The organism is Acidovorax sp. GW823-FHT05D11, from assembly GCF_058795695.1.
Window position 1 is genome coordinate 4,491,952 of the sequence record NZ_CM179502.1, and the last position, 26,685, is coordinate 4,518,636.

Consider the following 26,685-nt stretch of genomic DNA (forward strand, 5'->3'; position numbering starts at 1 on the left):
TTCCGCCCAATGAAATGACGCCCCTGTCCACCCCGATGCTCTCCGGCGCGGCGACGCACGGCCGCCACGGTCAGCGCGCGGCGAGGTCGGTTTCCGCCGTCGGTGCAGGAACCCGGGCACGTTGCGCAAAGCGCCACCAGGCATCGGCGGCATTGTCGAATTCATGGCGCGCCATCAGCGTGCGCAGCCACTGGCGGTTGTGCAGCACATCCGGCGAGAAGCCCCGCGCGGCCAACTCCGCGCCCCCCTGCCTCACGCCGGCGGGCGTGCCCATGTCCACATCGTGCCCATCGGCCAGGGGGCCGCGCACGACCTTGCTGGCCTTCATGCCGTCCACCACCCGCACCCGCACCACCCATTCGCCGGCGGCGACGGGGCAGGTGGCTTCAAGTGCCATGCCTTGCGCCTGCAGCTCCCGGGCCACGCCATCCAGCGCGGCGCGCCCACCGGGCATCTCGCTGCAGCCGCTACCGCTGCCGGCATGTGCGTGCGGAGCCGGCGGCAGTGAAGAAGACACAGGGGGCACCGCCGCCTGCGGGCTGTGCACGCAGGCGGCCAGCAGCAGCGCCAGGGCCGCTGACGACCAGCGGGTGCCCACCGGCACGGCGGCAGGTGCCGGGCGGGCGATGGCAGGGATTGCGAAACAATGCATGAAGCCTCCCGGGGTAAGTTCATTCAGGGACGGTGTTGCTTCACGATACAAATAGGCGCCGCCCACGGCCATGCGCGGATGGCGCACCCCTGCGTAGGACAGCGCCCCCTGGCATGAAAGCGATGCCGCCGCCGCCCTACACTTCCTCCCATGGAAATCTGGATGCACCAGCTGCTGGAATGGCTTGCGCTGCCGCAGTTCGGCCTGAGCACGGTCTTTGTCGTTTCGTTCATCTCGGCCACGCTGCTGCCGCTGGGCTCGGAGCCGGCGGTGTTCGGGCTGATCAAGATCAACCCCGAACTGTTCTGGCCCGCGATCCTGGTCGCCACGGTCGGCAACACGCTGGGCGGTGGGGTGAGCTGGTGGATGGGCCTGGGGGCTCACAAGGTCGTGGACAAGGCCCGTGGCAATGCCACCGACGTGCGCGCGCTGCACTGGCTCCAGCACTTTGGCGCACGCGCCTGCCTGATGAGCTGGCTGCCCGTGGTGGGCGACCCGCTGTGCGCCGTGGCCGGATGGCTGAAACTGCCGTTCTGGCCCTGCCTGGCCTATATGGCCGTGGGCAAGTTCTTCCGCTATCTGCTGATGACGAGCGTGCTGCTGCACTTCATGCCGGGGCACTTGGCGCTGTGACTTCTCACCCGGTGTTTCGTTGAGGCCGCTTGGCGCCAGCAATGACAAGGGTGTGCAACTGCCGTCCCCAGGCGCCCCTCTCCCTCATGCCCACGTCTCACGACAGCGGTGCGTGTGCGCCGATGTCGGACAACAGCGAATCGCCACGGGCCACCGGCTCCTCGACCACCACCTGGTTGCGCCCGCCTTCCTTGGCCATGTACATCGCGGTATCGGCCCGCGAGAAAAACTCCAGCACCGACTCTCCCAGCACGTACTGGGTCACGCCGATCGACACCGTCACCCGCCCCTTGAGAAGCCCGGCCCATGCATGGATCTCGACCTGGGCGCGGATGCGCTCGCAGGTATTGAGCGCAGGCAGCAGGGATGTGGCGGGAAAGATGAGCAGGAACTCCTCGCCCCCATAGCGCCCGAACACATCGCCTGCGCGCACCCCCTGCTGTGCCACGCGGGCGAACGTGCGCAGCACCTCGTCACCCCCCAGATGCCCCAATTCATCATTGATGCGCTTGAAGTGGTCGATATCCACCACGGCGAGGCACAGGGGAATGCCGCTTTCATCCGCCAGCTGCTTTTGCTCCTCCAGCGCGGCCAGCACGTAGCGGCGGTTGAAACATCCGACCAGGGGGTCGCGCTGGGCGTCTTCCTGGATGTTCTTGATCTTCCGGCTGGCGTGGTACAGGCTGCGGTAGAGGCGCTGGACCCTGCCCATCAGGAGGATGTAGGTGGGCAACGATAGCGCCAGGGCCAGCCAGTGCAGCGCTTCCAGGCGCAGCAGCGCGTCATTTTTCTGCTCCACGTAATGGAGCCCCACCACCACGGCGTACAGGCACAGCATGCAGGCCGCCAGCGCCAGCAGCGCGGGCCGCGGCACGGTGAAGATCCCGTAGGCCACCGCCACGAAGGTGAACGGAACCAGCAGGATCTGCGTGACCGGCGCCAGATAGAACACCCCGACCATGCAGGCCAATGCCGTGGCCACAATGGCCAGCTTCAGGTGCCTGTGCCGCACCTTCTTGTGCAGGCCCGAACTGAAAATCCCCCAGAAGGCCCCGCATCCCAGCACCACCAATACGGCCAGGACGGCGAGCACCTGCACATCCACCATGCCCAGCGCATAGAACCCGGCCATCGCCAATACATACAGGCCGATCAGCCCCCCGGCCAGCCGCCATTTCTGCCCCGCGCTGCGCCCGCTTCGCGGCCCCAGGCCATCCATGGCCCTGCGCGCGGGACGCGCCATGGCCGACGATGAGTCATCGAATTCCATGACGGCGTCGGACAGCGGAAAGGCGTCCGTCGCCGAAAACGGATTCTTGCGGCCAAAGAACATGCGGAGGCAGGCGTGGGCCCGGGTTCGTTCGGGTGACAGGTTCACCGAAATACACAGTCCGCCAGCGCTGACGCCCGGCAGACGGGCCCGCGCATCTTACGCAGAACTGACACGGAAGCGCTCCGTGTTTTCCAGTAGCTCGCGCGCTGCAGCGCACCCTGCGGGCGGCGTTTGGCGCCGCGCACCCCGCCTTGCGGCCACTGTTTGCGCCCGGGAAAGATGCCTCCTCAGGCCGCCGCAACCTGCCGGCGTGTCCACCAGCCTTCCAGGCTGTAGACCAGCAGCGCAGTCCAGATCAACACAAACCCCACGAGGCGCGCAGGCAGGAAGGGTTCATGGAACAGCCACACGCCCAGCGCAAACTGCAGGCTCGGGGAGATGTACTGCAGGATGCCCAAGGTGGACATCGGGATCAGGCGGGCACCGGCGGCAAACAGCAGCAGCGGAACGGCCGTCATGGGGCCCGCGATCAACAGCCATCCCACGGCGGCTGGCGGCCCCTGGACCAGTGCGCCCTCGCCCTGCCAGGCCCACCAGCCCAGCATGATGGCGGCCACCGGCGCGAGCACCAGGGTTTCCAGCGCCAGCCCCTCCAGCGCGCCCAGCACGGCAAGCTTGCGCAGCAACCCGTAGAAGCCAAAGCTCAGGGCCAGCACCAGCGCAATCCAGGGCAGGCGGCCCGCCTGCACCGCAAGCCACAGCACTCCCGCAGCAGCCACGGCCACCGCAAGCCACTGGCCCGGGCGAGGCCGCTCTTTCAGGAACACGAAGCCCAGCGCCACGTTCACCAGCGGCAAAATGAAATAGCCCAGGCTGGCATCCACCACATGCTGGTTCTGCACCGCCCACACATAGGTGAGCCAGTTGCCCGACAGCAGCATCGCCGACAGCGCGAACGCGCCCAGCACACGGGGCTGGCGCAGCACGGCGCCCATCCAGGACCATTGCCTGCGCACCATCAGCACGCCAAAGACAAACACCAGCGACCACACCGTGCGGTGCATCACCACCTCCAGCGAGGGCACATCCGCCACCTGCTTGAAATACAGCGGGAACAGGCCCCAGGCGGCATAGGCCAGCGCGGCGTAGAGGATTCCAGTGTTCATAGAAATCGGTGGTGCCAGGGGCGCGAAGGCCCCTTCGAACGGTCGAAAAAAATCCCTGCATGCCAGGGGCCGTGCAGGGATGCGATGCCATCGGGCCCATGGCCCGGCGGAGCTTTCAGCCCCCCAACCCCTAGACGTTGAACAGGAAGTTCAGCACGTCGCCATCCTTGACCACGTACTCCTTGCCTTCGGCTCGCATCTTGCCTGCGTCCTTGGCGCCCTGCTCGCCCTTGAGCGCGATGAAGTCCTCAAACGCAATGGTCTGCGCACGGATGAACCCGCGCTCGAAGTCGCCGTGGATCACGCCGGCCGCCTGCGGCGCCGTGTCGCCGATGTGGATGGTCCAGGCGCGCACTTCCTTCACGCCCGCGGTGAAGTAGGTCTGCAGGCCCAGCAGCTTGAAGGCGCCGCGGATCAGCCGGGCCAGGCCGGGCTCCGTCTGGCCCATCTCGGCCAGGAACATGTCGCGGTCCTCGTCGCTCATCTCGGCCATCTCGGCTTCCATCTTGGCGCAGATGGCCACCACGGGCGCGTTCTGGCTGGCGGCGTATTCCTTCAACCGGTTCAGGAAAGGGTTGTTCTCGAAGCCGTCCTCGCTCACGTTGCCCACGAACATCGCGGGCTTGGCGGTGATCAGGCACAGGGACTTGAGCAGGGGCTGCTCTTCCTTGGTGATCTCCACCGAGCGGGCGGGCTTGCCCTCGTTGAGCGCGGCCTGGATGCGCGTGAGCAGCGCCACCAGCTTGGCGGCATCCTTGTCGTTGCCCGACTTGGCGGCCTTGGTGTAGCGGTTGAGCGCCTTCTCCACGGTGCCCATGTCGGCCAGGCACAGCTCGGTCTGGATGACTTCGATGTCGGAGATCGGGTCCACGCGGCCGGCCACGTGGATCACGTTGTCATCCTCGAAGCAGCGCACCACGTTGACGATGGCGTCCGTCTCGCGGATGTGGGCCAGGAACTGGTTGCCCAGGCCTTCGCCCTGGCTGGCGCCCGCCACCAGGCCGGCGATGTCCACGAACTCGACGATCGCAGGCACGATGCGCTCGGGCGAGATGATGCTGGCCAGCTGCTGCAGGCGGGGGTCCGGCACCTCCACCACGCCCACATTGGGCTCAATGGTGCAGAAGGGATAGTTTTCGGCGGCGATGCCGGCCTTGGTCAGCGCGTTGAAAAGGGTGGACTTGCCGACGTTGGGCAGGCCCACGATGCCGCATTGGAGGCTCATGGCAGGGCTTTCTGGAATTCGGAGACAAACCGCCGATTTTACGGGCCCGCCGGCAACCGCCGTTCGGAGGCCGGTTCACGCCTCAATCGAAGCGCAGATCCGCCCCCACCCGCTGCCCCACGCGCAGCATCTGGCCCGCGCCCCGGGCCACGATGGCATTCATGCCGAAGGTGATCGCACCATCGAGGCGCTTGTCCTGGCGGTAGGTCCGCAGCATGTCGCCCACCGCGGGGGTGCTTTCGGCCGTGGCGGGGTCGATGTCGGGGATGGGGCATCGTGAACACGGCTTCACGGGCTGCAGGTGGATCCCGCCTTCCGGGGCCTCCACCCGAATCATGTCCACACGGTCTTCGTCATGGGCATCCACGCCGGCCAGCACCACATTGGGCCGGAACCGCTCCATCCCCACGGGGGCATGGCCTGCCGCCTGCAGCCGCGCATTCAGCTCCTGCATGGAAGCCTCGCTGGCCACCAGCACGGGAAACCCGTCGGCGAACTGATTGGGCGCCTCGATCCCCCCCGTCCACTCCATGCTGGACAGGCGGCGGTGCTCAGGGTCGAAACGGACAAGCCGGCACGGCTGGCCCAGGAAATCCGTGAACCACTGGGCGGCCACCGCGCCCATGTCCCAGGCGGGCACCGTATCCCGCCACACGGTCACGGTGGCAGGCGCCTCGACCGCATCGATGGACACGTGCAGGGCCAGCATGCCGGGCGCGCGCAAGACCATTTCGTCGCTCTTGAGCTGCGGCCGGATGAGCGCCATGCGGGGCAGGACGCGCTGGGTCAGGAACATGCCCTTGGCATCCACCACCATCCAGGCGCGGTCCAGGTCCAGCCCGGTCTCCGTGAGCAGCGCCTCCTGCACTTCAATGCCGGCGCACGACTTGACGGGATAGACGAACAGCCGTGCGATGGTGCCCGACAGATCGGAATCAGGGTTGAAGCTCACGCCGGGGTACTCCTTGAAAAACGGGCGGGGATGCGTGCCCCGATTCTGCACTGCGCGCGCGGGCACAAGCCCCCTCCTACAATGCCGCCATGGCCCAAACCTTTGATATCTGTATTCGCGGCACCGGCATCGTGGGCAAGACCCTGGCGCTGCTGCTGGCCCGCGAACGGCTGAAAGTGGCCCTGCTGCCGGCCCCCGGCCCCAGAGGCGCCGCAGCCGCCGATGTGCGGGCCTACGCGCTGAATGCGGCCTCGCGCCATCTGCTCGAATCGCTGCGCAGCTGGCCGGACGAGGAACACGCCACGCCGGTGCGGACCATGCAGGTGCAGGGTGACCACGACGGCGCCGTCCATTTCGACGCGGCCACCCAGGGGGTGGATGCCCTGGCCTGGATCGTCGACGTGCCCGCCCTGGAAGCACGCCTCACGGAAGCCGTGCGCTACCAGCCGCAGGTGGAATGGGTGGAGTCGCCCGTGCCCGCGGCGCTGACGGTGGTGTGCGAGGGCCGCGCCAGCAGCACGCGGCAAGAATTTGGCGTGGATTTTCAGGTGACGCCCTATCCCCAGCACGCCATCGCCACCCGCTTGGAGTGCGAACGTGCGCATGGACAGGTGGCGCGCCAGTGGTTCTTGCCCGACGGCATCCTGGCTTTTTTGCCCTTGGGCGGCCCCCAGGGGAACTCCGTGGCGGTTGTATGGTCCGTCTTGCAGGACCATGTGGCGCCGCTGATGGCCTTGCCGCCTGAAGAATTCGCGAAAAAGCTCCAGGCGGCCAGCCAGGAGGTGCTGGGAAAGTTGGTGCTGAGTGCGGAGCGCGCAGCCTGGCCCCTTCAGCTTGCCAAGGCGGACCGCTGGTGCGGGGCCCTGCCCGCCAGCGGCAAGAACCCGCGCAGCTGGGTGCTGGCCGGCGATGCGGCGCACAACGTGCACCCGCTGGCGGGCCAGGGGCTGAACCTGGGCCTGGCCGATGCGCAGGCCCTGGCAGGCATGCTGCAGGGACGCGACTACTGGCGCAGCGTGGCGGATGTGCGGCTGCTTCGGCGCTATGAAAGGGAGCGCAAGGCCGCGCTCCTGCCGATGGGTTTGGCGACGGACGGGCTGCAGCAGCTTTTCTCCCGCCACGAGGGCCCCCTGCAGGCATTGCGCAACTGGGGAATGAAGGGCTTTGAGCTAAGCGGCCCCTTGAAGAACTTCGTGGCCCGCCAGGCCATGGGAATACATTGACCACATTGCGGCCTCCACCGGGAGGCCGACAGATCTCCGGAACAAGAACACATGAAACTGATTCCCACCCTGCTCGCCGCAGCCGCCCTGGCTTCAGGCATTGCCGCCTCCGCGCAGGAGGCAGATATCCGCAAGGCCCTCGCCGAGCGCATTCCGCAAATGGACAAGATCGACGAAGTGCGCCCCACGCCCATGAAGGGCCTGTACGAAGTGCGCATCGGGACGGATCTGTTCTACACCGATGCCAAGGGCAACTATGTGATCCAGGGCGAGCTGATCGATGCGAAGGCGCGCCGCAACCTGACGGAAGACCGCATCGCCAAACTCACCGCGGTCGAGTTCTCCGCCCTGCCCCTCAAGGATGCCTTCACCATCGTGCGGGGCGACGGGAAACGCAAGGTGGCCGTTTTTGAAGACCCCAATTGCGGGTACTGCAAGCGCTTCGAACGCGACCTGCAGAACGTGGACAACGTGACGGTTTACCTGTTCCTGTACCCCATCCTCAGCCCAGACTCCGCCGAAAAATCGCGCAACATCTGGTGCGCCAAGGACCCTGTGACCGCCTGGCAGGACCTGATGGTGCGGGACAAGCCCGCGGCTGCGGCAAGCTGCGACACCAGTGCCTTGCAGCGCAATCTGGCCTTTGGGCGCAAGCACAAGATCACGGGCACCCCCACGCTGATCTTTGCCAACGGGGCCCGCGTGCCGGGCGCGATCGGTGCGAAGGAAGTGGAAAAGCGCCTGGCCGAGGCCAGCAGCGAACCCTCCGCAGCGAACTGACCCGCGTTGCGCCGCCGTTGACGCCCTCTCCCACGGGCTGTGCCATCTGCCCGCAAGCCTGAACCTGCAGCTGCTCATGCCCTCTTCCCGCACGCCAGAACCCGCCGCCATCCACTACCGCGTCGAGCCCTCGGACCTGTACGCCCATCTCTTTCGCGTGGCACTGACGATCACCCGTCCCCAGGCCCTGCAGGAGGTCTCGCTGCCGGTCTGGATTCCGGGGAGCTATCTGGTGCGCGAATTCTCCAAGAACCTGCAGGAGCTCAAGGCCCACCAGGGCAAGCGCGAGGTGGCGCTGATCCAGTTGGACAAGCACCGGTGGCAGGCGGACTGCAGCGTGGACAAACCCCTGGTGCTGACCTATTGCGTCTGCGCCTACGACACCTCCGTGCGCACGGCCTGGCTCGACACATCCCGGGGCTTTTTCAATGGCACCAGCCTGTGCCTGCGCGTGCATGGACAGGAAAAGCAACGCCACACCCTCGACATCGCCAGCACGCCCGCCACGGCCGGATGGTCGGTCGCCACCGGGCTTGCCGCGCTCAAGGCCGACAAAAAGGGCTTTGGCCTGTATGCCGCCCAAGACTACGACGAGCTGGTCGATTGCCCGGTGGAGATGGGCATGTTCTGGATCGGCCGGTTCACGGCCGGGGGCATTGCGCACCGCTTTGTGGTGGCCGGGGCGGCGCCATCGTTTGATGGCAAGCGCCTGCTGGCGGACACCCAGAAGATCTGCGAAACCGCGATCCGCTTCTGGCATGGCGATGGCAAGGCTCCCTTCAGGAGCTACCTGTTCATGCTCAATGCCGTGGGGGACGGCTACGGGGGGCTGGAGCACCGCAACTCGACCGCGCTCATCTGCGGGCGCCGCGACCTGCCGCGGCTCGGGGAAACACGCGCCGCGGAAGGCTACACCACCCTGCTGGGCCTCATCAGCCATGAGTACTTCCACACCTGGAACGTCAAGCGGCTGCGCCCTTCCGAGTTCACCGAGCACGACTACTCGCGGGAGAATTACACGCAGCTGCTCTGGTTCTTCGAGGGCTTCACCAGCTACTACGATGACCTGCTGCTGCGCCGCGCGGGGCTGATCGATGAGTCCACATACCTGAAACTGGTCACCAAGACCATCAACCAGGTACTGCAGACCCCCGGCAGGGCCGTACAGACGGTGGCACAGGCCAGCTTCGATGCCTGGGTCAAGTACTACCGCCAGGACGAGAATACGCCCAACGCGACCGTCAGCTACTACACGAAGGGCTCGCTGGTGGCCCTTTGCCTGGACCTCGCCCTGCGCCGCGAAAGCAAGACCAGCCTGGACGAGGTCATGCGCGCGCTCTGGACACGCTGCCATGGCGGCCCCATGGCCGAGGACGATCTGCGCGCGGTATTGGAAGAGCTGGCCGGCCGATCCTTTGATGCTGAACTGGCGCAGTGGGTGCACGGCACCACGGAGCTTCCGCTGACGGAACTGCTGGCGGCCCACGGCGTGCACCTCAAGGCCGAAACACCCCAATGGGCCCAGCGGCTCGGGCTGCGGGTGGGAGAAAGCCACAGCGTGCACATCAAGACCGTATTGCGCGGCGGTGCCGCGGAAAAGGCGGGCATGACGCCAGGCGACGAATGGCTGGGCATCGAGGTGAACCAGCAGGGATGGCGCATCAGCAAGCTGGAGGACGTGGCGTTCTATGCAGGCACCGAGACGGCATTGACGGCCCTGGTGGCGCGCGATGGCCGCCTGCTGCGCCTGGCGCTGGAACTCCCGTCCCGGGGCCCGTCCTCCGCGCCCAGAAAAACCGCCCGCGGCCCCGTGCCAGCCCCTGCCGTTCCGGACACGATCAGCCTGTCGGTTGCCAACGCGGCCGCGGTGGGGCGCTGGCTGAACTGATTCCCGCTGCGCGGTACGGTGTTCTACCTACCTCCGCGCGCTGCAGCCTCGCTTGGGTATATTCGTTCACGCCGTCATAACCACCTATAAATCCAGGAGATTTCCATGTCCTACGAAACCATCGAGGTCCGCACCGAGGCGGACAAGGTTGGCATCATCACGCTCAACCGCCCCAAGCAGCTCAACGCGCTGAATGACCAGCTCATGAACGAACTGGGCACCGCGCTGAAGGCCTTCGACGCGGACGAGAAGATCGGCTGCATCATCGTCACGGGAAGCGAAAAGGCGTTCGCGGCGGGCGCGGACATTGGAGCGATGGCGAAGTACAGCTTTGCGGACACCTACAAGGGCGACTACATCACCCGCAACTGGGAGGCCATCCGGTCCATCCGCAAGCCCGTGATCGCCGCCGTCAGCGGCTTTGCATTGGGGGGCGGCTGCGAGCTGGCCATGATGTGCGACTTCATCATCGCCGCCGACAACGCCCGGTTCGGCCAGCCTGAAATCAAGCTGGGTGTGATCCCTGGCGCGGGTGGCACGCAGCGGCTGCCGCGCGCCGTCGGCAAGGCCAAGGCCATGGACATGGCCCTGACGGGCCGCATGATGGACGCCGCGGAAGCCGAGCGCGCCGGGCTGGTCAGCCGCGTGGTGCCCTACGACAAGCTCATGGACGAGGCGCTGGGCGCCGCGATCATCATTGCAGGCTTCTCGCAAATCGCCGTGATGGCGGCCAAGGAGTCCGTCAACCGCGCCTTCGAAGGCAGCCTGTCGGACGGCGTCATGTTCGAGCGCCGCCTCTTCCACGCCCTGTTCTCGACCCAGGACCAGAAGGAAGGCATGGACGCTTTCATGAACAAACGCACAGCGAACTTCACACACCAATAATTTTTGTTCTATAATCTGGGGCTACGGTCGTATAGCTCAGTTGGTTAGAGCGCAGCATTCATAATGCTGATGTCGGTGGTTCAAGTCCACCTACGACCACCACATCCAACCCACAGTGCGGCAACCCACTGTGGGTTTTTCTTTGGTGCCGGGCTTTCGTGTTGCCTGGGCTGGCCCTGACAATGCGCAGGCCCCTCCACAGCCGATGGGGTCATTTCCCGCCTCGGACGGTTTGCTGGCTCACGCACCCCCAACGGCAGGTCCGCCCTAGAATTCTCCCTTCAGCCCCTGGATGTAAACCATGAATCGCTGCACTGTTCCCCACCGCGTTCCCGCACGGAACCTACGCCACCACATCGTCGCCGGGCTCGCTTGCGCCCTCGTGTACGCCGCTCTGCCCGCCACCGCCCAGGTACAGCCTGGCCTCGGAGGCATGCGCACGTTCCCTGATGCGGCCCTGCGCGGCACCTTGACCCTCAATACGGTGTCGGAAGCCACGCTCAACGGCCGCACCATCCGCATGGCACCCGGCATGCGCCTGCTGAGCCCGCAGAACACGCTGGTGATGGCGCACACGGTGCTGGGCCAGAGCTACAAGGTGAACTACGTCATCGAAAACAGCACCGGCATGCTGATCACCGCCTGGATCCTGACCCAGGGTGAAGCCGAACAACCCCGCAAGGGCAGTGACACGGTCGAGCGCAACTACCGCGCGGAATCCGACCCCATCAAGAAGTAACACGGCGGCTGCGCCCTGCGCAACGGCGCAGCCGATTGCATGCTTGCGGAGCGCCGGGCGCCCCGCCTTATCCCTTTCCTGATCGCGAGCCCGCCATGGCCAAAAAAGTCTTTATCAAAACCTTCGGCTGCCAGATGAACGAGTACGACTCGGACAAGATGGCCGACGTGCTCCACGCGGCACAGGGCTACGAGCCCACGCAGAACGCCGAGGAGGCCGACCTGATCCTGTTCAACACCTGCTCGGTGCGCGAGAAGGCGCAGGAGAAGGTATTCAGCGACCTGGGCCGCTTCAAGCACCTGAAAGCACGCGGCGTGAAGATCGGCGTGGGCGGCTGCGTGGCCAGCCAGGAGGGCGCCGAGATCATCAAGCGCGCGCCCTACGTGGACGTGGTCTTCGGCCCCCAGACCCTGCATCGCCTGCCCGAGCTCTTGAACCAGCGCGAGCGCCTGGACCGCCCGCAGGTGGACATCAGCTTTCCCGAAATCGAGAAGTTCGACCACCTGCCTCCGGCGCGGGTCGAGGGCGCGAGCGCCTTCGTCTCCATCATGGAAGGCTGCAGCAAGTACTGCAGCTACTGCGTGGTGCCCTACACGCGCGGCGAGGAGGTCAGCCGCCCCTTCGACGACGTGCTGGTGGAAGTCGCGGGCCTGGCCGACCAGGGCGTCAAGGAGATCACGCTGCTCGGCCAGAACGTGAACGCCTACCTGGGCAAGATGGGCGGCACCGCCGAGATCGCCGACTTCGCGCTGCTATTGGAGTATGTGGCCGAGATCCCCGGGATCGAACGCATCCGCTACACCACCAGCCACCCCAACGAGTTCACGCCGCGCCTGATCGCGGCCTACGCCAGCATCCCCAAGCTGGTCAACCACCTGCACCTGCCGGTGCAGCACGGCAGCGACCGCATCCTGATGGCCATGAAGCGCGGCTACACGGCCATGGAGTACAAGAGCACGGTGCGCAAGCTGCGCGCCATCCGCCCCGACCTGGCCATGAGCAGCGATTTCATCGTCGGCTTCCCCGGCGAGACCGAGGACGACTTCAACAAGATGATGAAGCTGATCGACGACATCCACTTCGACAACAGCTTCAGCTTCATCTTCAGCCCGCGCCCCGGCACGCCCGCCGCCGGCCTGCACGACGACACACCGCACGACGTGAAGCTGCGCCGCCTGCAGCACCTGCAGTCCGTGATCAACGCCAACATCAAGTCCATCAGCGAAAGCCGCGTGGGCACGGTGCAGCGCATCCTGGTGGAAGGCGCCTCCAAGCGCGACGCCACCGAGCTCATGGGCCGCACCGAGTGCAACCGCGTGGTCAACTTCGTGGGCCAGCCGCGCCTGGTGGGGCAGATGGTGGATGTAACGATCACCGAGGCCAAGGCCTATACGCTGCGCGGCGAAGTGCGCACCCGCGAGGCGGCATACGCCGCCTGAGACGCAGCAGACACCCGTGGCAATGCCTGAACACCTGCCACACGCGGATTCGCAGAAGGTCGACGGCCCTCTGCATGGCCTCTCGTTTCAGCAACTGCTGCTCCTGGCGTTCCTGCTCATAGCGGGCCTGCTGGGCGTGAGCTCCCTGCGGGCGCTCTATACGCTGGAACAGCTCATGGTGCAAAGCCGCCACGGCGGCGCGGAGGCAACAGCCCTGAGCACGGCCGCCCAAACGCTGAACCAGCGTGGGCAGGCGCTGGAGCGCGCGGCCCGCCAGTCCCTGGTGCTGCGGGACGCGCCGCTGCGCCGCAGCTTCAACGAGATGTCCGTGGAGGCGCTGGCCGTTCTCGACCAACTGCACAAGGGCGGACTCCCCGAAGAGCAGTCCGCGCAATGGCGCAGGCATCTGGACGCCGTCAAGGATCTGCTCGATGCCCCGCCAGAGCGGGCGCTGGAGAACGAGCGGATGGTGGCGGAAGAATTCATCACGCTGGAGGCGCTGCACACCACCATTGCGCAATCGGTGCAGGACATCAATGCCCAACGCAACCGTGAACTGCAGGACCGGGTCGAGGCGAGCCGCCGCAGCGTGACCCACCAGGTGGTGGGGGTGATCGTCCTGGCCCTGGTGCTGGCCCTGGCGCTGGGCATCTGGCTCGCCCGCCCCTTCAAGCGGCTCGAAGGCACGATCCGGCGGCTGGGAGAGAACCAGCTCGAGGCGCCCGTGGTGATCTCGGGCCCCGACGACGTGCGCCGGGTCGGGCAGCAACTGGAATGGCTGCGGCTGCGGCTGCTGGAGCTGGACGCCGACAAGGCCCGCTTTCTTCGCCATGTCTCGCACGAGCTCAAGACCCCCCTGGCCGCGCTGCGGGAAGGCGTGGCGCTGCTGCAGGACGGCGTGACCGGCGAGCTCAACGCCGGCCAGCGCGAAGTAACGCAGATCCTGCACCACAACACGCTGGTGCTGCAGGGGGAGATCGAAGCCTTGCTGCGCTTCAATGCCGCGGCGTTCGAGGCACGCCAGCTGCAGCGGCGCGACACCGATCTGCTTGCGCTGCTGGAGGCCCAGGTGGAGGCCCAGCGCCTGCAATGGCAGGCCCGTGGCCTGCGCGTGCTGGTGGAGGGACCGGCTGTGTCTCTGCAGATCGATGCCGACAAAATCGCCTCGGCCGTCAGCAACCTGCTGTCCAACGCCATCCGTTTCTCCCCCAAGGGCGGAACGGTGCGGCTGTCCCTCTCGCGCCACGCCGACCACGTGCGCGTGGATGTCTCCGACCAGGGGCCCGGGGTGGCCAGCGCCGACCGCGACCGCGTGTTTGAACCCTTTTACCGGGGTATACGCCAGCCCGACGATGCAGTGCGAGGCACCGGCATCGGGCTTTCGATCGTCCACGAGTACGTTGTTGCCCACGGTGGCCGCGTGCGGCTGGTGGAAGACGGCGTCCACTCCTTTTTTCGCATGGAACTACCACATGCCGCCTAGTTATGTCCCTTGCCGCCCTGCCGGCCAGCAAGCGCTGAATTCCCCTGCATGGATCTTGCCGCTGGCCGCAGCGCTCGTGCTGACGGGCTGCAATGCCACCTCGCCCAAGGCGGCAGCAGCGGCGGCAGGAGCGCCCGCCCCCATCGTGGCGGTTGCCGCCCCGGCCCCGGACGCACCGGAGTCCTTCCCGGCGGGCGAGGCCGCGGCCGCCGGCACAACCCAGGCCGCCGAACCGGTGCTGCAGGTGCTGGCCCAGGCCGACCGGACGCTGCGCATGCCCGCTGCAGAACTGGCCAGGGAAATCGCCCGCCTCGGCGAGGCGGAAGACGCGACGGCGGAAACCCCGCTTCTTCTGGCTGTTGCGCTTGCGCAGACACGCCAGCCCGTCGATACGGCACGTGCCCTCGGGCTGGTGCAGCGCGTGATGGGCAACACCGCTGCCGCGGCGCAGCCCCTGCACCCCCTGGCGCGCCTCATGGAGGCACGGCTGCTGCAGCAACGCCGGCTTGAAGACCAGCTGGAGCGGCAGGCACAACAACTGCGCGATGCACAGCGCCGCAACGACCAGCTCAACGAACGGCTGGAGGCCGTGCGCGCCATCGAACGCAGCCTGACCACGCGCCCCGCCCCGCTTCCTGCCACACCGGCATCAACCCCGGGCAGCAGCCCGCAGCGCCCGGCCCCCTGAGCTTGCGAGACAACGACCATGGCAGCCACTCCCCGCCCCTCCCGCGCAACGCCCGCCGCCCGCATTCTTGTGGTGGACGATGACGCCGACATGCTGCGGCTGTTGTCCCTGCGGCTCCATGCCGCCGGATACGACGTGGTGGCCGTGGGCTCGGCCGAGGCCGCGCTGGCCCAGCTCGACATGGCGCGCCCCCAGCTCGTGCTGAGCGACGTGCGCCTGCCAGGGCGCGACGGACTCGCGCTGTTCGACGAAGTGCGTGCACGCCACCCCTCGCTGCCGGTCATCCTGCTCACCGCCCACGGCACCATTCCCGATGCGGTGGAAGCCACGTCGCGCGGGGTGTTCACCTACCTCACCAAGCCCTACGACGGCAAGGAGCTGCTCGAGAAAATCGCCCAGGCCCTGGCGCTCAGCGCCCCTGCGGTGGCACATGCCCATGCCAACGAGGCATGGCGCGCCGAGATCGTGAGCCGCTCCAACCGCATGACCGACCTGCTGGCCGAAGCCTACATGGTGGCCCAGTCGGATGCGAGCGTGCTGTTGCTGGGCGACAGCGGCTCGGGCAAGGAGCTGCTGGCCCAGGCCATCCACCGCGCCAGCCCCCGTGCGAGCCACCCCTTTGTGGCGGTCAACTGCGGCGCCATCCCCGAGGCCCTGCTGGAGTCCGAACTGTTTGGCCACGTCAAGGGCGCCTTCACCGACGCGGTGAGCAACCACAAGGGGCTGTTCCAGGCCGCCGAAGGCGGCACCTTGCTGCTGGACGAGATCGGCGACATGCCCCCCGCACTGCAGGTCAAGCTGCTGCGGGTGCTGCAGGAGCGCGCGGTGCGCCCCGTGGGGGCCAGCCAGGCGATCCCGATCAACGTGCGCATCATCTCGGCCACGCACCGCGACCTGGAGGCAGCAATGGCCACGGCCCAGTTCCGCGAAGACCTGTACTACCGCCTGAACGTGGTCACGCTGATGCTGCCCACCCTCGCAGACCGGCGCGAGGACATCGCGCTGCTGGCCAACCACTTTCTGGACAAGCTGGCGCGCAAGTACGACAAGCGCCTGTCAGGCTTTGCGCCCGAGGCGCTCAAGGCCCTGACCCTGGCCGCCTGGCCCGGCAATGTGCGCCAGCTCTACAACGTTGTCGAGCAGGTGTGCGCGCTGTCCACCACCCCTCTGGTGCCCCTGACGCTGGTGCAGCGCGCACTGCGCACGCCGTCCACCCAGGTGCTGAGCTTTGCCGAAGCCCGGCAACGCTTCGAGCGCGAGTACCTGGTGGGCCTGCTCAAGATGACGGACGGCAACGTGGCCGATGCGGCGCGCCTGGCGCAGCGCAACCGCACGGAGTTCTACCGGCTGCTGCAAAAACACGCGCTGACCCCCGGAAACTTCAAGAATGACGCCCCGGACAACGACGACGTCGCCGATGGGCGACACGACTAAGCATTTGATTTATCTGAGTTTTTTAGCCGCGACCCCATTCACTGTCGCCAGATGGCGACAAAAAGACGGCATTTCGGCTCCCATGGCGGGGTTGCACATCTGCTTACATGCAATTGATGGCCTAAGCATTTGATTTAGAACAGTTTTTTCAAGCTGGCACAGGGTTTGCCCTAGTTCCGGCATGCAAGCTGTTTTTTCTCTCCGTTCACGCGCCATCGGCCGCCTCCCGCGGGCCGTGATGGCGCTGGCCGCCGCCCTGCTCGCAGGCACTGCGCAGGCGCAAGGCTTCGATTTCGACAGCGTCACCCGCCTCGCCCGGGAGCGGGCACAGAAGCCGTATCGCGCATCCAGCGACAAGCTGCCCGCCGACCTCGCAAAACTCAACTACGACCAGGTGCGCGACATCCGCTGGCGCCCCGACCGCGCCCTGTGGCGCACCGAGAAGCTGCCGTTCGAGGCCATGTTCTTCCACCTGGGCCTGTACCAGAAAGAGCCGGTGCTGATCAACGAAATCACGCCGCAGGGCGCGCGCCACATCGGCTACAGCCGTGCGGACTTCGACTATGGCAAGAACCAGGTGCGGCCTGAGGCCTGGGGCGACCTGGGCTTTGCAGGCTTTCGCCTGCACAACCACCTCAACTCCAGCGCCTACAAGGATGAGCTGGTGGTCTTCCAGGGCGCGAGCTACTTCCGCGCGCTGGGCAAGGGCCAGCAGTACGGCCTGTCGGCCCGGGGGCTGGCCATCGACACCGTGGGCGGCAGTGGCGAGGAGTTCCCGCGCTTCACCGAGTTCTGGCTGGTACGGCCCGACCCCTTGTCCACACAGGTCACGGTGTACGCGCTGCTGGATTCGCCCCGCGCCACCGGCGCCTACCGCTTCGACATCCAGCCCGGCGCGCAGACCACCACCACCGTGCGCAGCCGCATTTTTGTTCGGCCCGGCTCCGGCAAGCCCATCGCCGCGCTCGGGGTCGCGCCGCTGACCAGCATGTTCTTCTTTGGCGAGAACCAGCCCCGCAAGGACGACTTCCGGCCCGAAGTGCATGACTCCGACGGCCTGATGATCGCCACGGGCGAGGGCGAATGGCTGTGGCGGCCGCTGCAGAACCCCAGGCAGACACTGGTCACATCGTTTGCCACCCAAAACCCCAAGGGTTTTGGCCTGATGCAGCGCGACCGCCAGTGGTCGAACTATGAGGACGTGGAAGCCCGGTATGAGCGCCGCCCCAGCGCCTGGGTGCGCCCCCTGCACGACTGGGGCGCTGGCCGTGTGGAACTGGTGCAGCTCCACACCCCCGACGAGACACACGACAACATCGTTGCGTATTGGGTTCCGGCCCAGATGCCGGCTCCCGGCCAGCCCCTGGAATTTGCCTATGAGCTGAGCTGGCAGGGCGACGAGCAGCAGCGCCCCCCCGGGGCCTGGGCCACGCAATCGCGCCGGGGCATGGGCTACACCAAACAAACCGCCGAGGCCCTGCGCCAGCAGGCCCAGTACGTGGTCGATTTCGACGGCCCCGCCCTCAAGGCCCTGCCCGCCGACGCCCCCGTGAAGGCCGTGGTGACCAGCGATGCCAACGGCAAGGTGCTTGAAAACATCGTCTACCGCAATCCCGCCACCGAGCAGTGGCGCATGACCGTTCGCGTACAGCGCCAAAAGGCCGATCGCCCGATCGAGCTGCGCGCTTTTCTTCAACACGACAACCACGCTGTGAGTGAAACATGGACGCACATCATTCTTCCCGAGTAAGCCCCCTACAGCAGCACCGAACTGTCGGCATCCCGCGCAGCACGCTGCGCGAGGAACGGCACCCCAATGCCGTGACCGCGCCCCCGGTCAACCGGGGCTCCATGGCACCGCTTCCCTGGCGCGGCTTCTGGAACAGCATGGGCACCGCCCTTTTGCTGCGCCTGACAGGCCGCAGCGCAGCGCCCCACCCGGCCCTGCCCGCGGCCCCCGCCGTGGCCCAGGCCTGGGAGGGCGCCGCGCAGCGCCGCCGCTGGACCTTTGCCGTGCTGACCGCGTTGACCACGGCCCTGGCCAGCTTTCTGTTTGCGGGCGTGCAGCCCGACTATGAAAACGCCTGGCTGGGGTACGGCCAGATCGCGCTGTTTGCGCTGCTCTCCGCCTGGGTGGTCACCGGTTTCCTTACCGGCCTGATGGGTTTCTGGGTGATGCTGCGCGGTGACCGGCACGCGCTGTCCGTGCGCAGCGTGCTGGAGCACGAACTGGCGCCCGACGCGCGCACGGCCATCATCATGCCGATCTGCAACGAAGATGTGGCCACGGTGTTTGCCGGGCTGCGGGCCACGTGCGAGTCGGTCGCATCCACCGGCCACGGTGCCACCTTCGACGTGTTCGTGCTGTCCGACAGCTACGACCCCGCCATCGCCCAGGCCGAGCGTGCCGCATGGGAGGCGCTGCGCGATGCCCTCGCCCAGCACGGCCAGCAGCCGCAAGTGCAGGTGTACTACCGCCTGCGCACCCGCCGCACGCACCGCAAGGCCGGCAATGTGGCCGACTTCTGCCGCCGCTGGGGCAAGGACTACCGCTACATGGTGGTGCTGGACGCCGACAGCGTGATGAGCGGCGACTGCATCGTCTCGATGGCCAAGCTGATGGAAGCCAACCCGGGCGCCGGCATCATCCAGACAGCCACGCAGGCCATCGGCCACGTCACGCTGCACGCCCGCGCACAGCAGTTCGCCTCGCGCGTCACAGGCCGCCTCTTCACCCTGGGCATGCAGTACTGGCAACTGGGCGAATCCCACTACTGGGGCCACAACGCCATCATCCGCGTAGCTCCTTTCATGGAGCATTGCGCACTCGCGCCCATCAAGGGCAAGGGCGGTCTGGCGGGCGGCATCATGTCGCACGATTTCGTGGAAGCAGCCCTGATGCGCCGCGCGGGCTACCACGTGTGGCTGGTGGCCGACCTGGTCGGCAGCTACGAGCAACAGCCTCCCGACCTGCTGGCCGAACTGCAACGCGACCGCCGCTGGTGCCAGGGCAACCTGCAGAACGCTCGCCTCATGGCCGAGCCCGGCCTCCACGCCGTGCACCGCTCGATGTTCATCACGGGCGCCATGGCCTACCTCTCGGCCCCATTGTGGCTGGCCTTCCTCACCCTGGGCACGGCGCTGTGGCTCTCGGGCGCCAAGCTCGTGGCCGACTGGCACATCCTGCCGGCCGAACTGCTCTCGCTGTGGGCATGGACGCTGTGCATGCTGTTCCTGCCTCGCATCCTGGGCGTGGCCGCGGTGTTCATGCGCCGCGAGCAAAAGGAGTACGGCGGCGCCTTCAGCCTGCTCAAGAGCGCCGCGCTCGAAAGCGTGCTGGCCATCCTGCAGGCCCCCATCCGCATGCTGGCGCATTCGCTGTTCGTACTGATCGCGCTCACGGGCCTGAAGCTGGAATGGAAATCGCCTCCGCGCGAGGCCCACGCCGTGCCCTGGCTCCATGCCGTGCGCCAGCTGGCCCCCATGAGCGTGGTGATCGGCCTGCTGGCGCTGGGTGTTGCGCTGATCGACAGCAGCGCCCTCCTGTGGCTGATGCCCGTGGGCCTGCCCCTGGCGCTGGCGATTCCGCTGGCCGTGCTCACCAGCCAGATCGCGCTGGGCAAGGCGATGCGCGCACAGCGCCTGCTGCTGATTCCCGAGGAGTCCTGGTCGCCCCCCGTGCTGCGCCGCGCATGGCTGCATGCCAGCCGCCTGGCACAGCCGATGCTGAAGGCAGCCTAGTCCGCCGCCTCCTCGCGATCACATCGCCCACAAAAAAAGCCGGCATGCATGCCGGCTTTTTATTTTGCTATATTTTTTATAGCTTTTCGCGCTTTATCCATCAGCGCCAGAGGCCGAAATGCCTCTATCTCAGAAGGGCATCTTGGGCATGCCGCCCCCGCCCAGGCCCTTCATGCCGCCCATCTTCTTCATCATCTTCATCAGGCCGCCGCCCTTCATCTTCTTCATCATGCCCTGCATCTGCTCGAACTCCTTGAGCAGGCGGTTGACTTCCTGCACATGCACGCCCGCGCCGTTGGCGATGCGTTTCTTGCGCGTGGCCTTGATGAGGTCGGGCTTGCGCCGCTCCAGCGGCGTCATGCTCTGGATGATGCCCTCCTTGCGCTTGATGTCCTTCTCGGCCTTGTCCATGTCCATGGCGCCGGCCTTGGCGGTGAGCTGGGACGGGAGCTTGTCCATGAGGCTGGAAAGCCCGCCCATCTGCTTCATCTGCTGGATCTGGGAAAGAAAGTCGTTCAGGTCGAAGCCGTCACCGCTCTTGACCTTGGCCGCCAGCTTTTGCGCCGCCTCCATGTCCACGCCCGCCGTGACCTGCTCCACCAGCGCCACGATGTCGCCCATGCCCAGGATGCGGCCCGCGTGGCGCTCGGCATCGAACACCTCCAGGCCGTCGAGCTTCTCGGACACGCCCGCGAACTTGATCGGCGCGCCCGTGATCTGCCGCACCGACAGCGCCGCACCGCCGCGCGAATCGCCATCGAGCTTGGTGAGCACGATGCCGGTGAGCGGCAGCGCCTCCTTGAAGGCCTTGGCCGTGTTGATCGCATCCTGGCCCTGCATGGCATCGACCACGAACAGGGTCTCGACCGGGTTCAGCGCCGCATGCAGGTCCTTGATTTCCTTCATCAGGGCTTCATCGATGGCCAGGCGGCCCGCGGTATCGACCAGCAGCACATCGAAGTAGTGCTTCTTGGCGTAGTCGAGCGCGGCGTGCGCGATATCGAGCGGCTTCTGGTCCGGCGTGCTCGGGAACCACTCGGCACCGGCCTGCTTCGTCACCGTCTTGAGCTGTTCGATGGCCGCCGGGCGGTACACGTCGCCCGAGACGGTGAGCACCTTCTTCTTGCGTTTTTCGATCAGGTGCTTGGCCAGCTTGGCCGTGGTGGTGGTCTTGCCCGCCCCCTGCAGGCCGGCCATCAGGATCACGGCCGGCGGCTGCGCAGCCAGGTTGATGTCGGCCACGCCTTCGCCCATGGTGGCGGCGAGTTCGCGGTTGACGATGCTCACCAGCGTCTGGCCCGGCTTGAGCGAGCCCAGCACCTCCTGGCCCAGTGCCTTTTCCTTGACGCGCGCGATGAAGTCGCGCACCACGGGCAGGGCCACGTCGGCCTCGAGCAAGGCCATGCGCACCTCGCGCAGCATGTCCGTGACGTTGGACTCGGTGATGCGGGCCTGGCCACGCATCTCCTTGACGAGGCGCGTGAGTTTGTCGGTAAGGGCGGAGGCCATAGGAGAAGTTCCGGTATTGCCTGCGCGCCATCAACGCTGTCGTTGTGCACGCGGGCCCGCCAGGGCGCTGGCGGTGGGGCGAAAGGCTAAACTGTACCCATGATTTTACCCAGTGCTTCCCCCGTCAGCTGGCTGCTGGCCCTGGCCGCGGCCGTGGCATACGCCGTGCCCGCCGCAGCCGCCTCGCGGCTGGGGGCCGCGGCAGCACGCAATGCGCTGCTGGTCGCCTGGATACTGCATGGCGCGGTGCTGGTGTGGGGGCTTTGGGGCGAGGCGCCCCGCTTTGGCTTTGCCCCCGCCCTGTCGATGACGGCCTGGCTCGTGCTCACGGTGTATGCGGTGGAGCGGCAGCTGTTTCCGCAGATGCAGGCCCGGTGGATCCTGGCCGCGCTCGGCGCCATCGCCGTGGTGCTGGCCTTGGTTTTCCCGGGCCAGCCCCTGCATGTCGCGGCCTCCGCCTGGCTGCCCCTGCACCTGGCGCTGGGCATCGCCTGCTACGGCCTCTTTGGCGCCGCCGTGGTGCATGCATGGCTCATGACCCGCGCCGAGCGCCATATCCGGCAGGCCGAAGATCCGCACAGCGGCATTCCGTTGCTGACCCTCGAACGCCTGACCTTTCGCTTCGTGACCGCGGGCTTCATCCTGCTGACCGCAACCCTGCTGGCGGGCTGGCTGTTTGGCGACACGCTGTATGGAAGGGCCTGGCGGTGGGACCACAAGGCCGTGTTCTCCCTGCTGTCCTGGCTCACGTTCGCCACCCTTCTGGTGGGGCGTGCGCGCTTCGGGTGGCGGGGCCGCAATGCGGTGCGCGTGCTGTACGCAGGCTCGGCGTTGCTGCTGCTGGCCTACGTGGGATCCCGCTTTGTCATGGAAGTCGTTCTGGGCCGCAACGCATGAAATACCTGGTCTTGCTGGTGGTGCTGGTCGTTGCCATCGGTATCTGGCGCGGACGCCGCGCGACCGGCGCGGAGTCTTCCAGCCCCCCGCCCCTGGCGCTTCCGCAAGACATGCTTGCCTGTGCCCACTGCGGCGTTCACGTTCCCCAGGCCGAAGCGCTGATGGTCGGCCCCCAGGCCTACTGCTGCGCCGAGCACCGGCGCTTGGGCCCGGCCTGAGACCGGCCATGCCAGCGCTGTCCGCCAGCACCTTCACATCCGTGGTCGATGCGCCGTTCGTGCGGCTGTGGCGGGGATTCCTGACCGGCCGCGTCATGGTGGCACTGGCTCTCCTCGTGCTGCAAGGTGCGGGTCAGGCCATCAACCAGGCCACGGAGCCGACCGTGCTGGTGGTGTGTGCGCTGTATCTCGCGGCCACCACCTTGCTGCGCATCCTGGCAAGGCACCGCCCCCCGTCGCCGGGGGCCGGCCCGCAATGGCTGCCCTCCATCGGGGTGGACCTTGCCGCCATCGCCGCGCTGCAATTGCTGCATGCGGGCACCATGAACTACACCCCCCTGTTTGGCCTGCCCATCCTGATGGCGGCCGTGCTGGGGACCCTGACCCTGGCACTGGGCACCACGGCGGGCGTGACGCTGCTGCTGCTGGGCTGGGCCTGGTGGATGGGCTCCGGCACCGCGGGCGACGATGCGCCGCGCTACCTGCAAAGCGCGCTGACTGGCACGGGCTACTTCATCGTGAGCTACCTCGTGCACCAGCTCGCGAGCCGCCTGGCCCGCGAGCAGGAAGTGGCGCAGCAAAGCCAGGTCGCCGCCCGGGTGCAGACCCAGGTCAGCGCGCTGGTCATCCAGAACCTCACCGACGGGGTGCTGGTGGTGGACGAAAGCGATGTGGTGCGCATTGCCAATCCCGCCGGGCTCCAGCTTCTCGGCGGCTCGGCCCTGCCCGAACTGCCCTTCATCCTGTCGTCCGAGACGCCCTGGAACCCGCTGGTCACCCTGGCACGGAGGACTTTCCGCCAGGAACATTCCCAGACCGCGGACGTGGACCTGCTCCATCCTGGACAGAGCCCCACCGGACTGCATGTGCGCACCTGGCTGACCTCGACGCGCGAAGCCGCGCGCCAGGCGCAGACCGAGCGCCTGTGCGTGATGTTCCTGCACGATCTGCGGGAGATGGAAGCCCGGCTGCGCACGGAAAAGCTCGCCGCCATGGGCCGCATGTCCGCCGCCGTGGCGCATGAGATCCGCAACCCGCTGGCCGCCATCGTGCAGGCCAACGCCCTGCTCGAGGAAGACCTGCACGACCCCGCCCAGAAACGCCTGGCGCGCATGGTGCAGCAGAATGCGGACCGCCTGGCCCGCATCGCCGAAGAGGTGCTGGACATCGCCCGCGTGCAGCACCAGATCAGCCACGCGCCGGCATCCACCTTGCCGCTGGATGAAACCGTGGCGCTGGTCTGGAATGACTGGCAGGCGCAGGACCCCCTGCAGCGCCGCGCGGTGGTGATGCTCGAAGCGGGCAATACCCAGGTGGAATTCGACACGGAGCATCTGCGCCGCGTGCTCGTGAACCTGCTGGACAATGCGCTGCGCTACATGGGCCAGGAGCCCGATTCGCTCACGGTGACCACCCGGGCCCTGCCGTCGGGACAGATCAGCCTGCAAGTCTGGAGCGACGGCGCCCCCATGGACAAATCGGTGGAGCGCCACCTGTTCGAGCCCTTCTTTTCATCCGAAAGCCGCTCCAGCGGCCTGGGCCTGTATATTTGCCGCGAGCTGTGCCAGCGCCATGGGGCGTCCATCAGCTACCAGCGGCTTACCCGCACCACCCTGCGGGGCGAGGTGGGAGGCAACGCCTTCACCGTGGGCTTTCGCCGCACCACACGCCCCACCGAAGCCGCCACGCTGTTTGACACCATCGTGGTCTGAAACACATTGCCATGAACGCCCCTGCCGCCTCCATCCTCGTCGTGGACGACGAACCCGACCTGCGCACCTTGTACGAGCTGACGCTGCTGCGCGAAGGCTATCGTGTGGAGACTGCGTCCAGCGTGCAGGAGGCACGCGAGCAGCTCAAGGCCCACCGGTTCGATGCCGTCATCACCGACATGCGCCTGCCCGACGGGTTCGGCATGGAACTGCTGCAGGACCTGCGTGACCAGCAGCGCCGCGAACGCTGCGTGGTCATGACGGCCTACGGGTCGGCCGAGAACGCCGTGGAGGCCCTGCGCTCCGGCGCGTTCGACTACATGACCAAGCCGGTGGACCTCAAGCAGTTCCGGTCGGTTGTCGCCTCCGCGGTGCAGGGCACGGGTGGTGTCCCCGCGCCCCGGGCCGCGCGCAGCGGTGGAGTGCAAGGCCGGCCGGCGCCGGCCGGCGCGGATCCCCTGGCGGCGGGCACCGCCCTGGACCGGCTGGTGGGCACCTCCGAGGCGATCCGCAACGTCAAGCAGCGGGTGGCCAAGGTCGCGCGCGGCATGGCGCCCGTGCTGATTCACGGTGAATCAGGCACGGGCAAGGAACTGGTGGCGCAGGCCCTGCATGCCAGCAGCCAGCGCGCGGATGGCCCGCTGGTGGCCGTGAACTGTGGTGCCATTCCCGAGAACCTGCTCGAGGCGGAGTTCTTCGGCGCCCGCAAGGGCTCCTACACCGGCGCCGCCCAGGATCGCGACGGCTACTTTCAGGCGGCCCGTGGCGGCACGCTGTTTCTCGACGAGATCGGCGACCTGCCCCTGGCCATGCAGTCCAAATTGCTGCGTGCGATCCAGGAGCGCAGCGTGCGGCCCCTGGGCTCGACGCAGGAGGAGACGGTGGATGTGCGCATCGTCAGCGCCACGCACCGCGACCTGGCCGCCGATGTGCAATCGGGCCGCTTCCGGCAGGATCTGTACTACCGGCTCAACGTGATCGAGATCCTGATCCCCCCTCTGCGCGAGCGGCGCGAGGACCTGCCGGTGCTGTGCGCCGCGCTGCTCTCGCGCATCGCGCAGGAATCGGGCATGCCGGTCCCCCCGCTGACCGACAGCGCGCTCCACGCCATCGCCGCGCACCCGCTGACCGGCAACGTCCGGGAACTTGAAAACCTGCTGCACCGGGCCGTGGCGCTCAGCGATGGGGAAGAGCTGCATGTGGACGGGCCCTCGGGGGGGACCGCCGAGTCCCCGAGGACACGGGCGGCGCCAGCGCCCGCGATGCCGTCCCCCGCCGACCCGCAGAGCGCCTACCCGGCCGCGCCGCCGCCCGGCGCGGGCAGCCTGGTGACGCTGCCCAGCGATCTTCAGGCATGGCTTGACCAGCAGGAGCGCGACATCCTGATCCGCGCCCTGCGCGAGGCGGGCTTCAACCGGACCGCCACCGCCGCCCGGCTGGGCATCAGCCTGCGCCAGATACGCTACAGGATCGCCCGGCTGAACATCGCCGTGCCCAACGACCAGGACCCGCATGACGACGTGGGCTGAGGAGGCAGCGCCGGCGGACCCACCGCCGTGGGACGGCGGATGGCACCGCGCGGCCACGAGGCTCCCATCCCCCAACCATGGCACGCGCCCGGCACCGGCCAGGTCCGCCATCGACCTGATCGTGGTGCATTCCATCAGCCTGCCGCCGGGCGAGTACGGGGGGGGTGCAGTGCAACAGCTGTTCACCAACACCCTGGACTGGGATGCCCATCCCTACTACCAGAGCATCCGCGGACTGGCGGTGTCGTCGCATTTCTTCATCGAGCGCACCGGTGCGCTCTGGCAGTTCGTGGATTGCGATCTGCGGGCCTGGCACGCAGGCCAGTCGGCCTACCGCGGGCGCAGCCAGTGCAATGACGACTCGATCGGCATTGAGCTGGAGGGCCTGGAGGGCCTGGCGTTCGAACCCGCCCAGTACCGGACGCTGGCCACGCTCTGCCAGGACATCGCGCGGCGTTATCCCATCGCGCACATTGCGGGACATGAGCACATAGCGCCCGGGCGCAAGCAGGATCCCGGCCCCGGCTTCGACTGGGTGAAGGTACAAAAGTCGTTGCGCTGGCCTCCGCACCGTTTTCCCGCGGCGACCCGGCCCACCATCCTGGCCGCCAGCTGAACG

At 67.2% G+C, this 26,685-nt stretch carries 23 protein-coding genes and 1 tRNA gene; 18 read left to right on the forward strand and 6 right to left on the reverse strand.

What is annotated here, in order from left to right; genetic code table 11:
• Positions 1-70 precede the first annotated feature (70 nt).
• Positions 71-652, reverse strand: a complete 582-nt coding sequence (locus AC3RCE_RS20665) for a M15 family metallopeptidase domain-containing protein (protein WP_218339672.1) — start codon at positions 650-652, stop codon at positions 71-73.
• A gap of 150 nt (positions 653-802) precedes the next feature.
• Here AC3RCE_RS20665 and AC3RCE_RS20670 point away from each other — a divergent pair, with 150 nt between their 5' ends.
• Positions 803-1,285: a YqaA family protein gene (locus tag AC3RCE_RS20670; RefSeq protein WP_492253831.1), complete on the forward strand. Its 483-nt coding sequence runs from the start codon at positions 803-805 to the stop codon at positions 1,283-1,285.
• 97 nt (positions 1,286-1,382) lie between these two features.
• Here the strand turns inward: AC3RCE_RS20670 and AC3RCE_RS20675 are convergent, their stop codons facing one another.
• The 4 genes from AC3RCE_RS20675 to AC3RCE_RS20690 form a co-directional block, all read right to left on the reverse strand.
• Entirely contained in the window at positions 1,383-2,618 is a 1,236-nt protein-coding gene (locus tag AC3RCE_RS20675; RefSeq protein ID WP_218339673.1) for a GGDEF domain-containing protein, read from the reverse strand.
• Between the two features lie 227 nt (positions 2,619-2,845).
• The gene (rarD, locus tag AC3RCE_RS20680) at positions 2,846-3,724 is read right to left on the reverse strand and encodes an EamA family transporter RarD (RefSeq protein WP_492253832.1); all 879 of its coding nucleotides are present in this window, start codon (positions 3,722-3,724) and stop codon (positions 2,846-2,848) included.
• A 130-nt stretch (positions 3,725-3,854) separates the two neighbouring features.
• Complete coding sequence (ychF, locus tag AC3RCE_RS20685) at positions 3,855-4,949, reverse strand: redox-regulated ATPase YchF (RefSeq protein ID WP_492253833.1); 1,095 nt, start codon at positions 4,947-4,949, stop codon at positions 3,855-3,857.
• Positions 4,950-5,031: 82 nt separating this feature from the next.
• Complete coding sequence (locus AC3RCE_RS20690) at positions 5,032-5,901, reverse strand: MOSC domain-containing protein (RefSeq protein ID WP_218339675.1); 870 nt, start codon at positions 5,899-5,901, stop codon at positions 5,032-5,034.
• 89 nt (positions 5,902-5,990) lie between these two features.
• Between AC3RCE_RS20690 and AC3RCE_RS20695 the strand changes: the two genes are divergently transcribed.
• The 12 genes from AC3RCE_RS20695 to mdoH all read left to right on the forward strand — a co-directional run bounded on the left by AC3RCE_RS20695 (position 5,991) and on the right by mdoH (position 20,201).
• On the forward strand, positions 5,991-7,124 hold the full coding sequence (locus AC3RCE_RS20695) for an FAD-dependent monooxygenase (protein WP_492253834.1): 1,134 nt from the start codon (positions 5,991-5,993) through the stop codon (positions 7,122-7,124).
• Between the two features lie 51 nt (positions 7,125-7,175).
• On the forward strand, positions 7,176-7,904 hold the full coding sequence (locus AC3RCE_RS20700; RefSeq protein WP_218296041.1) for a DsbC family protein: 729 nt from the start codon (positions 7,176-7,178) through the stop codon (positions 7,902-7,904).
• A 76-nt stretch (positions 7,905-7,980) separates the two neighbouring features.
• Positions 7,981-9,792: a M61 family metallopeptidase gene (locus AC3RCE_RS20705; protein ID WP_369643321.1), complete on the forward strand. Its 1,812-nt coding sequence runs from the start codon at positions 7,981-7,983 to the stop codon at positions 9,790-9,792.
• Positions 9,793-9,897: 105 nt separating this feature from the next.
• Positions 9,898-10,677 carry an enoyl-CoA hydratase gene (locus tag AC3RCE_RS20710; RefSeq protein ID WP_218339678.1) on the forward strand — a complete coding sequence of 260 codons (780 nt, stop codon included), beginning with the start codon at positions 9,898-9,900 and terminating at the stop codon, positions 10,675-10,677.
• A 25-nt stretch (positions 10,678-10,702) separates the two neighbouring features.
• Positions 10,703-10,779: transfer RNA gene (locus tag AC3RCE_RS20715), tRNA-Met, on the forward strand.
• A 199-nt stretch (positions 10,780-10,978) separates the two neighbouring features.
• Entirely contained in the window at positions 10,979-11,416 is a 438-nt protein-coding gene (locus AC3RCE_RS20720; protein ID WP_218296044.1) for a hypothetical protein, read from the forward strand.
• Positions 11,417-11,511: 95 nt separating this feature from the next.
• Positions 11,512-12,855 (forward strand): tRNA (N6-isopentenyl adenosine(37)-C2)-methylthiotransferase MiaB, encoded by a 1,344-nt coding sequence (gene miaB / locus AC3RCE_RS20725; RefSeq protein ID WP_492253835.1) that lies wholly within the window; start codon positions 11,512-11,514, stop codon positions 12,853-12,855.
• Between the two features lie 22 nt (positions 12,856-12,877).
• Positions 12,878-14,338, forward strand: a complete 1,461-nt coding sequence (locus AC3RCE_RS20730; protein WP_492255417.1) for a sensor histidine kinase — start codon at positions 12,878-12,880, stop codon at positions 14,336-14,338.
• Between the two features lie 55 nt (positions 14,339-14,393).
• Positions 14,394-15,026, forward strand: a complete 633-nt coding sequence (locus AC3RCE_RS20735; protein ID WP_492244553.1) for a hypothetical protein — start codon at positions 14,394-14,396, stop codon at positions 15,024-15,026.
• 18 nt (positions 15,027-15,044) lie between these two features.
• The gene (locus tag AC3RCE_RS20740; protein ID WP_218296047.1) at positions 15,045-16,460 is read left to right on the forward strand and encodes a sigma 54-interacting transcriptional regulator; all 1,416 of its coding nucleotides are present in this window, start codon (positions 15,045-15,047) and stop codon (positions 16,458-16,460) included.
• Positions 16,461-16,698: 238 nt separating this feature from the next.
• Positions 16,699-18,210 carry a glucan biosynthesis protein G gene (locus AC3RCE_RS20745; protein WP_492255418.1) on the forward strand — a complete coding sequence of 504 codons (1,512 nt, stop codon included), beginning with the start codon at positions 16,699-16,701 and terminating at the stop codon, positions 18,208-18,210.
• Positions 18,183-20,201: a glucans biosynthesis glucosyltransferase MdoH gene (gene mdoH, locus AC3RCE_RS20750; RefSeq protein WP_369643322.1), complete on the forward strand. Its 2,019-nt coding sequence runs from the start codon at positions 18,183-18,185 to the stop codon at positions 20,199-20,201. Before AC3RCE_RS20745 ends, mdoH begins: the two co-directional genes overlap by 28 nt.
• Positions 20,202-20,330: 129 nt before the next feature.
• Here mdoH and ffh read toward each other — a convergent pair whose 3' ends face one another.
• Positions 20,331-21,710, reverse strand: coding sequence for a signal recognition particle protein (ffh, locus tag AC3RCE_RS20755; protein WP_218296048.1), 1,380 nt, complete (start codon positions 21,708-21,710; stop codon positions 20,331-20,333).
• A gap of 99 nt (positions 21,711-21,809) precedes the next feature.
• Between ffh and AC3RCE_RS20760 the strand changes: the two genes are divergently transcribed.
• The 5 genes from AC3RCE_RS20760 to ampD are packed head-to-tail and all read left to right on the forward strand — an operon-like array spanning position 21,810 to position 26,682.
• Positions 21,810-22,607: a cytochrome C assembly family protein gene (locus AC3RCE_RS20760; RefSeq protein WP_218339681.1), complete on the forward strand. Its 798-nt coding sequence runs from the start codon at positions 21,810-21,812 to the stop codon at positions 22,605-22,607.
• Positions 22,604-22,825, forward strand: coding sequence for a PP0621 family protein (locus AC3RCE_RS20765; protein ID WP_218296050.1), 222 nt, complete (start codon positions 22,604-22,606; stop codon positions 22,823-22,825). The genes AC3RCE_RS20760 and AC3RCE_RS20765 overlap by 4 nt, the downstream gene beginning before the upstream one ends.
• 8 nt (positions 22,826-22,833) lie before the next feature.
• Positions 22,834-24,537 (forward strand): two-component system sensor histidine kinase NtrB, encoded by a 1,704-nt coding sequence (locus tag AC3RCE_RS20770; protein WP_492253836.1) that lies wholly within the window; start codon positions 22,834-22,836, stop codon positions 24,535-24,537.
• Positions 24,538-24,548: 11 nt separating this feature from the next.
• Positions 24,549-26,066, forward strand: coding sequence for a sigma-54-dependent transcriptional regulator (locus AC3RCE_RS20775; protein WP_218296052.1), 1,518 nt, complete (start codon positions 24,549-24,551; stop codon positions 26,064-26,066).
• Entirely contained in the window at positions 26,050-26,682 is a 633-nt protein-coding gene (gene ampD / locus AC3RCE_RS20780; protein ID WP_492253837.1) for a 1,6-anhydro-N-acetylmuramyl-L-alanine amidase AmpD, read from the forward strand. Before AC3RCE_RS20775 ends, ampD begins: the two co-directional genes overlap by 17 nt.
• The last annotated feature ends 3 nt before the right edge of the window (positions 26,683-26,685 follow it).